This window comes from Pectobacterium sp. F1-1, from assembly GCF_025643735.1.
Classification (GTDB): Bacteria; Pseudomonadota; Gammaproteobacteria; order Enterobacterales; family Enterobacteriaceae; genus Pectobacterium; species Pectobacterium colocasium.
Map to the genome: position 1 here is coordinate 3,060,138 of NZ_CP104733.1, position 12,850 is coordinate 3,072,987.

Consider the following 12,850-nt stretch of genomic DNA (forward strand, 5'->3'; position numbering starts at 1 on the left):
CTCAAAAAAATATATTTATTGCGGCAACCAGGCTTGTAACCAATCAGTTAAGCCATCACCTTCTAACATCCAATCCTGATAAACAGCATCACGTAGTTGATCGCCCATTTTCTCTGTAGCATCCCTATCAGCCAAATGCATACGTATTGCATCCACCCAATTTTTAAAACGGTTATCAACACGAGTTACAGGTAAACCACAGCGATAAGGCTCAATATCAGTACAAATTACAGGAATGCCACAAGCACCTAATTCCATCAAACGCAAGTTGCTTTTGCATTCATTAAATTGATTATATTCCAACGGGACCAATGCCAAATCAAGATTCAAACTCGCTGTCTTTTGTGGGTAGTAATCAATAGGAACACCCGAATGAAACTCACATTTCACGCCTTCGGGCTTCATCCCCATAAAGACCCATTCAACCTCATTTTCCAATTCTTTTACGACTGAGCGGAGAATCGCCAAATCGCCCTTATGGCTACTTCCCCCAGCCCAACCAACACGGGGCTTTTTACCTTGTCGACGTAAACTGACAAGCCCCTTCCACCACGATGCAGGTAAGCGGTTATAAGCAACACGAATATCAGTGTGATATTTAGAATAAGCCTCAGCTAGAGCTGGCGTCGACACCACCACCCAATCTACGGCGTCTAACGCTTTGCGGAAGTTTTTAATCAATTTTTGAGTGAAATGCTTTCTGTTACCACTATTAATTGGCACATTCAGAATATAGTCATCAAATTCAGCAACAACGGCAGCCTGAGTATATCGACGATATTGAGCTGCAACATTCGGCAATGCCACACCAGCTGCGCCTTGAATAATGACAACATCAGGTGCGATATCAACAACATCTACCGTCTTTATCAGACCATGTTTTAAGCCACCTTCAATATGCATTTCTCTTTCTAATTCCTGAAAAGGAAGTATTACTCTATAGTGACCACAACCATGCCAATCAGAGTGCACCCCCATGACGACAGGTAAAGGGCGGCCTGGGAGCGGCCGCTGGAAGCGCGACATTTCGGGTGTTAACGCAAAACCAGGGGAATATTTCCCATAAGCAGGATGATAACATGGGTCATTAGTGAGTTGTGGTAACCAACGTTCATAGAGTGCATCAATGTCTGTGATTTGTGGTTGAGAAGGTAAATTAAAGCGTTGCAATAGACGTGACGCCCCGCCCAAATGAATCAACTCAGCGTCTGGCGTCCAAACAACCAAATACCCTTGTTGTCGAGCTTTTAGCGCAAGATCGACATCGCCAAAATAAGTAGGGTACTGTTGCTCATCGAATCCCCCCAGTTCAAAGTAGACATCGCGGCGTATCATCATGCAAGCGGCACTCACTGCACTGACATTATGCGTCGTACATAAACGATTCATATAGCCTTTTGAGTCTGCAGGCGCCCCCTGAAAAGCAATCGCAGCACTGTCATTCATGCCCAAAACAATGCCACCGTGCTGAACTCGCCCATCCGCAAACGCTAATTTTGCGCCAACAATGCCTACCTCTGGGCGCAAAGCATGGTTTAGTAATGCAGCCAACCACGTTCCATTCGTGATTTCAGTGTCATTATTAAGAAAAAGTAACACATCTCCTTTCGCTTTTTCGGCTGCGAAATTATTTATGGCAGAAAATTAAACGGGTGTGGCCATGATAAAATCTGAATTTGGGCCAAATTCATCTCGGCAAGTTTGCTGAGATACTGACAAGTGCCTGGGTCTGTTGACTGATTATCGACAACCAACAATTCATAATAGGGATATTGTGTATGCTCCATCAGCGTTTCAATACACCGGCTGATTACAGAAAGATGATCACGGGTAGGAATGATGATCGATATCAGCGGTTTATGCTCATGATGATATTGAATATGGCACATTCCCTCTTTCTCGTCGGAAGCGATGTGCGCATCAATATTGCAACGAGTGAGATGCCGCTGAACGACATAGGAATAATCATTGCTCACGTCGCCACTGCGTAGCCAGTCAAACAAGGTTTGCTCAGTGTAAACTAGCACTTCAGGAACATGCCCTAATGCCTGCGGGCCTTCTTGTTCAATCAATTGCCAAACAGCATCATACAGTTCAAGACCACCATCAAGAGGAATAAACTCCTCCAGTGAACGTAATGATGGCACATCGAAAGCCAAGCTGCGCCCAATATAAGGGTAGCTGCGTAACATATCGATATTGCACTCAGGCTTAAGCAGAGGATTATCAGCCTTACCCTCTTTAATAATCGCTTCATCAAAATAGAATGCCCGAGCGGAAGGGAAACGCAATCGATATTCTGCCAGTAATAACAGCGCATGTGGCAAAAGTCGCTCGCCAGCAGGCAAAATAAATAAAAATGAAGACGATGTTTGATTAATAAGTTCATTTAATGTGTTGCTGGTATCAGTATTAGCAGATAGCCAGACGGCACCATCAGGAATGGTGCCACGGTTATCAATGTCATCTGCCAATACATAGACATGACTTGCTGCATAATACTGCGACTGCACACTGGCTAATGACAGTGATGTTGACAACTCATCACTTCCTTGAGCCATAATGACCACACCAATATTACCAACTTCTGGGTAAGCCTGAATAAACGCCTGCAAAAAATGACGCCGAGTTGGACTAATGCATCGTTCGCTTAGCCATTGATCAACAGAATAAAAAGGTTTGGTTTTATCGCGTAAAGTTAAATTATGGAGCGTAAGCCGCTGTAACTCTTGGTCCGTTATGGTTTTAAGCGCAGGCTCAGGGAGCGTTTTCAATAGCTCATCCAGAGCCGTGGAAAAATCCCAACGCGTCTTATAATAAGCCATCCGTTGTTGCGTGTATTCCACTGCGCGTTGATGGCCTTTAACGATGTCGTCTGCAACTTCTCTAGCCGAAAGCGGTTTTCCTGTTGTTTCCTCACGGAACACATTACCTTCAGTTAACTCTGTATTAACATAGCCAATAAACTCATTACCACGATATAAATAAACAGGTATACCCGAGCACAACACACACTGGCCAATGCGACCACTCGTGAGGACGGCATCGTAATCTTGCAGGTGTTCACTTTGAAGCCATTGATCTCGACTAAGCAAATCACAGTTAACGTAATGAGGCAAAAGTTCATCTGCAAGTGAGCCCAAAAAAGGTGAATTTGCATCAGCGATCACAAGCAATTTTTTAAGACCGCGTTTTCCTCGTGCGGTCACCTGTGCCTCATTATGTTTAGACACAGGAGTAGGGAAAACCTGGATAATTGATGGTTCAATACCGCCATCACGTAAAAAATTGCACAGTCGCGGCAATGTAACGAGTGCTTTATCTGCCAAGCGGTTTTCTAATGTAACATCCGCAGGCATCACTTCCCGTCCCTGCAATGACAGATGATCAAAAATAATATTTGTCGGTATGCCGCCGTTTAACAAGCGTCTGAGCAGGCTGGTATTCAACGATGTGTACTGTAACCAAAGGAGATCATAGTTCTCGATAAATTCGTATTCTGCGCTATCAGTTACAAACAGTGTTTTATCCACATACCGCTGCTCAATGAGCATTTTTACTTCGTTATCATATTGATGACAATAAACATCAACACACCAGCCTCTATCGAGAAATTCATTGATGAGGTCTAACGCTGCTAATGTCTCATCCTGATAGTCAGTAAGTTGAAGAGTGCTGATAAAAACACGTGGCATGACAGAAAACCTTCTACAAAAGGGAAGGACGACGATGCTATTATATTACTGGAAAAGAAGGGTATTTACCTATCAATAAACCTGCGTATGATTGCTTTATTTCAGACATAAAAAACCCGGCGCGTTGCCGGGTTATGAAATACCTTATTTTGCTGACAATTAACGCAGCAGAGACAGTACAGTCTGAGGAACCTGATTCGCCTGAGACAGGACAGATGTACCTGCCTGTTGTAGAATATTTGCTTTACTCATATTCGACACTTCGGTTGCATAATCTGCATCCTGAATTCGACCACGAGCATTAGACAGATTGTTGATAGTGTTGTTCACGTTAGTGATTGTGGATTCAAAACGGTTCTGAATCGCACCCAGGTTACTACGCGCGGTATCTACCGCTTGTAATGCCAAATCAACAGCAGCAACGAGCGCTTGAGCTGTACCACTTGAACCACCTACACCGCTGGTAGCAGTGGCATCAAAACTACTAATACCAGATGCAACACCAGATAAGCCACCACCAGTACCAGTGGTTGCATTAATCAATGCACCAGAGTCAATAGTAATGACTTCATTCGCACCGGTGTTAGCACCCACCTGGATATCAACGTTATTGCCCGACGCATTCAGGAGGCTTTTACCGTTAAAAGAGGCTGACTGAGCCACACGGTCAATCTCATTTAAGCGCAGTTGCATTTCTTTTTTGATAGAATCACGGTCAGTTGTACCGTTAGTATCACTCGCAGCCTGAACAGCCAACTCACGGATACGTTGCAAGTTGTTGTTGATTTCGTTCAGGTTACCTTCTGCAGTCTGCGTCAGAGAAATACCGTCGTTAGCGTTACGCGCTGCCTGAGTCAGGCCTTTAACCTGTGCAGTCATACGGTTAGCAATCGCCTGACCAGCAGCATCGTCTTTCGCGCTGTTGATACGCAAGCCAGAAGACAAACGCTCAATAGCAGTACCCAGAGAAGATTGTGATTTGTTCAGGTTGTTCTGGGTAACCAGAGACATCATGTTAGTGTTAATACCGGCCATAATAGATTTCCTTAATCGATGAGATGTAAGTTTCGGGTTAGACCCACGGGTTCATCCCCGTCGCTAACATTTATCGGAACACTTTTCAGAAGCTTTAATTTTTTTTCCAAATTTTTTCCGAGAATAAAACATCTCGGTCTTAACCTTCCATATGCTAGTAGCCAACTCAGCATCGCATCTATGTTAATGCTAAACTTATTGACGACTCTGCCGATACTCATATAGGTAGATCAGTAACCCTGAACAATAAAAGGACTCGAACATGGCAAGTATTTCTTCTTTAGGAGTAGGCTCCGGTCTGGATTTGACGACGTTGCTAACTAATTTAAGAACCGCTGAAAATCAGCGTTTGACACCAATCACTACCCAGCAGAGCAGTTATAAAGCTCAGCTTACCGGCGTAAGTGCACTAAAAAGTGCTTTAGACAAACTCAATACGGCTAACAATGCCTTAGCCAAATCCGAGTCTTTTGGTATCGTTACGGGGTCTATTGACGCAATCACCAATACCAAAGTTTCAAGTACCAATAAAGCGTTCACTGCGACAACAGCGAGCAAAGCCGTTGCTGGAAGCTACAGCATAGAAGTAAAACAATTAGCGCAAGCACACTCGATTACTTCCTCGGTGCAAGCCAGTGCAACCACTGCATTAAGCGCAACGGATACTACGCTAAAGATTGCTCAAGCTGACGGAAAATCACTGACCATTGACATTAAGGGAGGAGAAACCTCACTCAATGATGTTCGCGATGCGATTAACAAAGCGAATGGTGGAGTGACCGCCAGCGTAGTGAAGGCGAAAGATAACGAATACTATTTAATGTTAACCGCTAAAAATAGCGGTGAAAAAGGTGAAATTACATTAACTGATAGTAGCAATGTTTTGGGTTCAACAACCGAGAAAGTCGCGGCACAAAACTCAGTAATTATTGCAAACGGTATCGAAATTGAACGCCAAAGTAATACGATCGATGATGCATTCGAAGGTGTCACGCTAACGTTACAAGCAAAAACAGAAGCAGACAAACCTGAAACCTTGACCATCGATCAAGATATTACTGGGATGAAAGACGCAGTTAAGGCATGGGTTGATGCTTATAATGCGTTACAAGACACTATTATTGCGCAAACAAAATATACCGCAGTTAAAGCGGGTGAGGATCAGTCCAGTAGTAACGGTGCGCTGATCGGCGACTCAACTATTCGTAGTATTCAAAACCAACTTAAAGCACAACTCACCACAATTCAAAGTGAAAGCGGTGAATTTCGTATTCTTGCTGATTTAGGCGTTACACAAAACTTTAAGACCGGTAAACTTGAAATAAATAATACTAAACTCGAAAAAGCACTAAAAGAAGAACCGGGCAAAGTTCAAACCTTTTTCGTCGGTGACAGTAAGGAAACCGGTTTTGCTACGCAAACCCGTAGCTATATGAAGGAACTTCTTGATACAACCGACGGAACGATTAAAAACAAGCAAGATAGCATTGATAAAACATTGAAATCACTGAGTACTCAGTACACGAACGTCAGTGACAGTATTGAACAAACGATTGCTCGTTATCAAAAACAATTCACCGCGTTAGATAAAGCAATGTCTAGCATGAACAGCACAGTCAGCCAGTTAACCAGCATGTTCAAGAATCTCTAAAGTTTGCCGATTAAGTAGATAGGTAACGAGATGTACAATATGAAAGGCAGCCAGGCCTACGCTCAGGTAGGCCTTGAGAGTAGTGTAATGAGCGCTAGCCCTCATCAGCTTATCGTTATGCTGTTTGATGGTGCGCGCAGTGCCATGGTGCGTGCACGCATCCTCATGGAGCAAGGCGACATACCCGGCAAAGGTATGGCCTTATCTAAAGCTATCGATATTATCACTAATGGACTGAAAGCTGGCTTAGATATGGAAAGGGGCGGAGAACTCGTTGAAAACCTGTCTGCTCTGTATGACTACATGTCTCAGCGTTTGCTGATTGCAAATTTACATAACGATGCAAAAGCGATAGAAGAAGTTGAAGCGTTGTTGGAAAATATCGCTGATGCCTGGCGGCAAATCGGTCCTAATTACAAACCAGAGCAGGAAGTACGTTAATGGCCTCCCCCCATCGGCTTCTAAAAGATTACCAACAACTTTTGTCTTTGAGTCAAAAAATTCTTCATTTGGCCATCACCGGTCAATGGGATACGTTGGTTGAACAAGAGATTGTTTATGTTCAGTCCGTTGAAGGCTTAGTGAACACGCCCATTCCTGACGAAATTGACAGTGTGATGCGTCTGCATCTGCGACAAATTTTGCAGGAAGTGATGGATAATGAAGCGAAAGTAAAACAACTTCTGCAGAAGCGGATGGACGAGTTAAGTTCGTTAATGGGGCAGTCACTGAAACAAAAGTCAATTAATACGACTTATAGCGAATTTTCGGGACAAAGACTGCTGCCTGGCGATGCCTTACCTGATGAAACACATTCATAGCACCACGTTATAGATATAACGTTCTCACAGCGCCTCTATTTTTGAGGCGCTTTTTTTGGCTGTTTTTAATCGACATGACCAAACACTATCGGCAGAACGACATCAGCGGGCGCTAAAAAAGCTGAAAATTAACGAGCGTGAAAACCAGGAAGAATCGGGTAAGAAATCAGTAGAAATAAAGATTGCGCGCAACCTCATCCGCATTAACAGCGAGATCGCGCACAATAACGTTGATAATTACAGCCTGATGCCATGAGGCGACATCAAACGGACATATTCATCACTTCCTGATACGCAGAGACCAGTTTATTGCGTACCTGAATGCCCATCTGCATTGAAATAGATGACTTCTGCAAATCCACCATCACGTCATTCAATGCTACACCAGGTACACCCAAGGTAAATTTCTCAGCCTGCGTACGAGCCGTTTGTTGCGTGTCGCTGATCTTATCGATCGCTGCCTTCAGCTCACTGGCGAAACCAGGTTCTACCGATGGTCTGTCTATTGGCGTACCCGCTGCCTGCAGGGCTTTGACCTGCATTTGCTGTAAAACGCCATCAATACCTTGAACCGACATAATACCTCACTAAACCATGCTGATTAGGCTTTTTCATAAACATTTATGACAGCGATACCCTATCACACCACGCTTAGGCTAAATGGGGTAATTAGCGTGAAAAATGCCACCTTATCGACCCATCGATTTTTCTTTTACGGAAAATAATGACATGCCGACAAATGTAGGCGAAATGTTTTATTGATTGCGCAATCAGGGAGTTCTGTTTTGTCACGTCACAACGTTAAGTATATCGTTCAACAACCAAGCAGAGATAGAGTATGAACGCCTCATTAACCGGCGCCGCTACCGGTAAAAATAGCTTTGGCGAAATACTCAACCGGTTACGCGCCAATCCGAAGATTCCGCTTTTGATCGCAGCTGCTGCGACCATTGCCATTGTCGTGGCCTTAACGCTATGGGCTAAAGGTCCAGATTATCGGGTTCTCTATAGCAATATCAATGACCGGGACGGCGGTGCGATTGTCAGCGAATTAACAAAGCTGAATATTCCTTATCGCTTTGCCGAGAGCGGCGGCGCGATCATGATTCCCGCCGAAAATGTCTATGAAACCCGACTCCGACTTGCTCAATTGGGACTGCCAAAAGGCGGCGCAGTTGGCTTTGAGTTGCTCGATCAGGAAAAATTTGGCATCAGCCAATTCAGCGAACAGATCAACTACCAGCGTGCGCTGGAAGGGGAGCTGTCCAGAACGATAGAAACGCTCGGCCCTGTTCAGAATGCACGAGTTCACCTTGCCATACCGAAGCCCTCACTGTTCGTTCGTGAGCAAAAAGCGCCCTCTTCTTCCGTCACACTGACGTTACAGCCGGGCCGTGCATTAGATGAAGGCCAAATCAATTCCATCGTTTACATGGTTTCCAGCAGCGTTGCGGGCTTGCCGCCAGACAATGTTACGGTCGTCGATCAAACCGGACGTCTGTTAACCCAGGCTGGCGGCAGCGGTCGCGATCTGAATGCCGCGCAGCTTAAGTACAGCAACGAAGTCGAATCGATGTACCAGCGCCGCATAGAATCAATCATCGCCCCTATGGTAGGTATGGGTAACGTGCATGCTCAAGTCACCGCACAAATTGATTTCTCTGCCCGCGAACAAACTGACGAACAGTATCAACCGAACCAACCGCCAGATAAAGCAGCCGTTCGCTCTCAGCAGACCAGCCAAAGTGAGCAGCGAGGCGGTCCGAACGTAGGTGGAGTTCCAGGTGCATTAACCAATCAACCAGCACCGGCTCCTACAGCGCCTATCGCAACGGCGCCAAATAATGCTAATGCCAATGCGAACAATCAGGCTGGCCAGCAAAACCAAAATAATGCGACAGGTGCGCAAGCCAATGCGGCAAACGCAAATACCGTCATTCAGACATCAAATATTCGTAACGACGCAACAACCAACTATGAAGTTGATAAGACAATTTTACATACCAAGCACAGCACGGGTGGTGTGAAACGTTTGTCTGCTGCTGTTATCGTTAACTATCAGCCACCGGGCGAAGATGGCAAACCAGTTGCACTCACAGAAGAACAGATTAAACAGATTGAAACGGTAGCACGTGAGGCCATGGGCTTTTCTGCTGAACGCGGTGATACATTGAATGTCGTGAATACGCCATTTATGGACAGCACCGACGGTTCTGGCGAACTCCCCTTCTGGCAAAAACAGGCATTCTTCGATCTCCTGATGGAAGCGGGTCGTTGGCTGCTGGTTCTGATCGTTGCCTGGATTCTGTGGCGTAAGCTGGTTCGTCCGCAATTGCAGAGAAAAGCACAGCAGCAAGAAGCAGCATTGGCAGCAGCAGCACTGTCTCAGGGCGCAGACAACGATGTTATGGTCAACCTGAGTAGTTCGGAAGTTGAACAGCAGCGGAAATCGCAACAACGTGTCAATGCAGAAATGCAAAGTAACCGCATACGTGAAATGGCAGAGAACGATCCACGTGTTGTCGCTCTGGTAATTCGTCAATGGATGAGTACTGAACTATGACCCTGACAGGAACAGAAAAAAGCGCCATCTTATTGATGACCATTGGTGAAGACCGCGCCGCAGAGGTGTTTACTCATCTTTCGACCAAAGAAGTACAGCATCTCAGTGCTGCAATGGCGAACATGAGGCAGGTATCACAACAGCAACTGCTCGAAATCCTAAGAGAATTTGAGGCAGACTCAGAGCAATATGCCGCGCTTAGCGTGAATGCCAGCGACTACCTGCGCTCCGTACTTGTCAAAGCGCTGGGTGAAGAACGTGCGTCTAGCTTACTGGAAGATATTCTGGAAAGCCGCGACTCTACGAGTGGGATGGAAACGCTCAACTTCATGGAGCCTCAGATTGCCGCAGACCTTATCCGCGACGAACACCCACAGATTATCGCCACCATTCTGGTACACCTGAAACGCGCTCAGGCTGCCGATATTTTAGCCCTGTTTGACGAACGTCTGCGCCATGACGTCATGCTCCGTATTGCGACATTCGGCGGCGTTCAGCCTTCCGCGCTGGCAGAATTGACAGACGTTCTGAATGGCTTGCTGGATGGTCAGAACCTCAAACGCAGCAAGATGGGTGGTGTTCGTACTGCGGCTGAAATTATCAACTTGATGAAAACGCAGCAGGAAGAAGCGGTTATCGATGCCGTACGCGAATTCGATGGAGAACTGGCACAGAAAATCATCGACGAAATGTTCCTGTTCGAAAACCTGGTGGACGTCGACGACCGCAGCATCCAGCGTCTTCTGCAAGAAGTCGAGTCCGAGTCTCTGCTGTTGGCATTGAAAGGTGCCGAAGAGCCTTTACGCGAGAAATTCCTGCGCAACATGTCTCAGCGTGCTGCAGAAATTCTTCGCGACGACCTCGCGACGCGTGGTCCAGTGCGCATGTCGCAGGTCGAAAACGAACAGAAAGCCATTCTGCTTATCGTTCGTCGACTGGCAGACAGCGGCGAGATGATTATCGGTGGCGGCGAGGATGCTTATGTCTAACGCCCCCAAGAACCTGGCCTGGCAGCCCTGGAAGCTCAACGATCTGGCCGAACCTGTTTCCAAGCCTGTCCTCCCAAGCTATCAGGTCAATCACGAACCAGAGCAGCCTGACATGGAGCGCTTTACTGAAGAAAGCGCCCTTTCAGCCGCTGAGGACGAATTAGCGTCTCTGCGTGAAAGCACGATGCAGCAAGCGCGAGAAACAGGTTTTGCGCAAGGGCACCAACAAGGCTATGACGCAGGTTATCAGGAAGGTTTAGCCAAGGGGCAACAGCAGGGTCTGCAGAATGCTTTACAGCAGCAGCAGCCGCTCATCGAGCAGATGCAGAATATGGTCACCGAATTTCAACAGACGTTGGATACGCTCGACAGTGTGATCCCAGCTCGTCTGATGCAGTTGGCTCTGACCGCAGCCAAGCAGATTTTGGGGCAACCTCCTGTATGCGATGGTAACGCGCTGCTCAGTCAGATACAGCAATTGATTCAGCAAGAACCCATGTTCTCGGGTAAAACGCAGTTGCGCGTTCACCCTTCAGATCTGGAACGTGTTGAACAGTATTTGGGCCCGACACTCAGCTTGCATGGCTGGAGATTGCTTGCCGATAGCCAACTTCATCCTGGCGGTTGTAAAGTCAGTGCGGAAGAAGGCGATCTGGATGCCAGTCTGGCGACACGCTGGCATGAGCTTTGCCGTCTAGCCGCTCCGGGAGAGTTATGATGACTTCACGCCTCGGACGCTGGCTTTCTTCTCTCGATTCATTTGAGAAGCGAATTGACGACACACCTTCGGTGCGTCGTTACGGCCGCTTAACCCGGGCGACAGGTTTGGTATTGGAAGCGACAGGGTTACATATGCCACTGGGTGCCACCTGTCTCATCGAACGGCAGAATGGCTCTCAGGTTGAAGAAATCGAAAGCGAAGTTGTCGGTTTCAACGGGCAAAAACTCTTTCTCATGCCGCTGGAAGAAGTTGAAGGCATTACCCCCGGCGCGCGCGTTTATGCCCGCGTTGGTCAGGACAGCAGCAGTCAGGGAAAACAATTGCCGTTAGGCCCTGAGCTACTTGGCCGGGTGCTAGATGGTAGCGCAAAACCGCTGGACGGTTTACCTGCGCCAGATACAGGCTATCGTGCACCGTTGATTACGCCGCCCTTCAATCCATTACAGAGAACGCCAATTGAAAGTGTTCTGGACGTGGGTGTCCGTGCCATCAACGCCCTGCTCACCGTAGGCCGTGGGCAGCGAATGGGTCTGTTTGCTGGTTCCGGGGTAGGTAAAAGTGTGCTGCTGGGGATGATGGCACGCTATACTCAAGCAGACGTTATCGTTGTTGGCCTGATCGGTGAACGTGGCCGAGAAGTAAAAGATTTTATCGAGAATATTCTGGGTACGGAAGGACGCGCGCGTTCCGTTGTTATCGCTGCGCCAGCAGATGTTTCTCCTTTATTAAGAATGCAAGGGGCGGCGTATGCCACACGTATTGCGGAAGATTTTCGCGATCGTGGGTATCATGTCTTGCTCATCATGGATTCGCTCACGCGTTATGCCATGGCACAGCGTGAAATTGCTTTAGCCATTGGCGAACCACCGGCAACCAAGGGTTACCCCCCTTCTGTCTTCGCCAAATTACCCGCGTTGGTAGAACGCGCAGGAAATGGTATTCATGGCGGTGGTTCAGTTACCGCCTTCTATACTGTTCTAACGGAAGGTGACGATCAGCAGGATCCAATCGCTGACTCTGCTCGTGCTATTCTGGACGGACACATTGTGTTGTCCCGTCAATTGGCTGAGTCAGGCCATTATCCGGCAATTGATATTGAAGCCTCGATTAGCCGTGCAATGACCGCGCTGATAGATGAAGGCCACTATGCTTCTGTAAGGCAGTTTAAACAGTTATTATCCAGTTACCAACGTAACCGTGATTTAGTCAGTGTTGGTGCTTACGCCGCGGGCAGTGACCCTATGCTCGACAAAGCAATTCGGCTCTATCCACATCTGGAAGCCTTCTTGCAGCAGGGTATGTTTGAACAAAGTAACTATGAAGAATCCTGCCAGGCGTTGCACACTATTTTCCCTCGTAACGAGTAGGAGAGCAG

At 46.9% G+C, this 12,850-nt stretch carries 12 protein-coding genes; 8 read left to right on the top strand and 4 right to left on the bottom strand.

All coding sequences use genetic code 11. From position 1 onward, the window contains the following. Positions 1-15: 15 nt before the first annotated feature. The 3 genes from NAL19_RS13560 to NAL19_RS13570 form a co-directional block, all read right to left on the bottom strand. Positions 16-1,635: a glycosyltransferase gene (locus NAL19_RS13560; RefSeq protein ID WP_263059719.1), complete on the bottom strand. Its 1,620-nt coding sequence runs from the start codon at positions 1,633-1,635 to the stop codon at positions 16-18. After that, complete coding sequence (locus NAL19_RS13565) at positions 1,632-3,695, bottom strand: glycosyltransferase family 2 protein (RefSeq protein WP_263057634.1); 2,064 nt, start codon at positions 3,693-3,695, stop codon at positions 1,632-1,634. The genes NAL19_RS13560 and NAL19_RS13565 overlap by 4 nt, the downstream gene beginning before the upstream one ends. A gap of 159 nt (positions 3,696-3,854) precedes the next feature. Then, positions 3,855-4,730: a flagellin gene (locus tag NAL19_RS13570; RefSeq protein WP_317630286.1), complete on the bottom strand. Its 876-nt coding sequence runs from the start codon at positions 4,728-4,730 to the stop codon at positions 3,855-3,857. Between the two features lie 262 nt (positions 4,731-4,992). Here NAL19_RS13570 and fliD point away from each other — a divergent pair, with 262 nt between their 5' ends. The 4 genes from fliD to NAL19_RS13590 are packed head-to-tail and all read left to right on the top strand — an operon-like array spanning position 4,993 to position 7,458. Beyond that, positions 4,993-6,381, top strand: a complete 1,389-nt coding sequence (gene fliD / locus NAL19_RS13575) for a flagellar filament capping protein FliD (RefSeq protein WP_225085069.1) — start codon at positions 4,993-4,995, stop codon at positions 6,379-6,381. A 30-nt stretch (positions 6,382-6,411) separates the two neighbouring features. Then, entirely contained in the window at positions 6,412-6,822 is a 411-nt protein-coding gene (gene fliS, locus NAL19_RS13580; protein WP_225085070.1) for a flagellar export chaperone FliS, read from the top strand. Further along, positions 6,822-7,202 (top strand): flagella biosynthesis regulatory protein FliT, encoded by a 381-nt coding sequence (fliT, locus tag NAL19_RS13585; RefSeq protein WP_225085071.1) that lies wholly within the window; start codon positions 6,822-6,824, stop codon positions 7,200-7,202. Before fliS ends, fliT begins: the two co-directional genes overlap by 1 nt. A gap of 55 nt (positions 7,203-7,257) precedes the next feature. Continuing rightward, positions 7,258-7,458: a hypothetical protein gene (locus tag NAL19_RS13590; RefSeq protein WP_225085072.1), complete on the top strand. Its 201-nt coding sequence runs from the start codon at positions 7,258-7,260 to the stop codon at positions 7,456-7,458. Between the two features lie 7 nt (positions 7,459-7,465). Here NAL19_RS13590 and fliE read toward each other — a convergent pair whose 3' ends face one another. Then, positions 7,466-7,780 carry a flagellar hook-basal body complex protein FliE gene (gene fliE, locus NAL19_RS13595; protein ID WP_225085073.1) on the bottom strand — a complete coding sequence of 105 codons (315 nt, stop codon included), beginning with the start codon at positions 7,778-7,780 and terminating at the stop codon, positions 7,466-7,468. 260 nt (positions 7,781-8,040) lie between these two features. Between fliE and fliF the strand changes: the two genes are divergently transcribed. From fliF to fliI, 4 genes are read left to right on the top strand one after another with little or no spacing between them, the layout of a single operon-like run. Beyond that, on the top strand, positions 8,041-9,765 hold the full coding sequence (gene fliF, locus NAL19_RS13600; RefSeq protein WP_263057635.1) for a flagellar basal-body MS-ring/collar protein FliF: 1,725 nt from the start codon (positions 8,041-8,043) through the stop codon (positions 9,763-9,765). Beyond that, entirely contained in the window at positions 9,762-10,754 is a 993-nt protein-coding gene (fliG, locus tag NAL19_RS13605) for a flagellar motor switch protein FliG (RefSeq protein WP_181844700.1), read from the top strand. Before fliF ends, fliG begins: the two co-directional genes overlap by 4 nt. Continuing rightward, positions 10,747-11,472, top strand: a complete 726-nt coding sequence (fliH, locus tag NAL19_RS13610) for a flagellar assembly protein FliH (RefSeq protein ID WP_263057636.1) — start codon at positions 10,747-10,749, stop codon at positions 11,470-11,472. Before fliG ends, fliH begins: the two co-directional genes overlap by 8 nt. Then, positions 11,472-12,842: a flagellar protein export ATPase FliI gene (gene fliI / locus NAL19_RS13615; RefSeq protein WP_015840783.1), complete on the top strand. Its 1,371-nt coding sequence runs from the start codon at positions 11,472-11,474 to the stop codon at positions 12,840-12,842. Before fliH ends, fliI begins: the two co-directional genes overlap by 1 nt. The last annotated feature ends 8 nt before the right edge of the window (positions 12,843-12,850 follow it).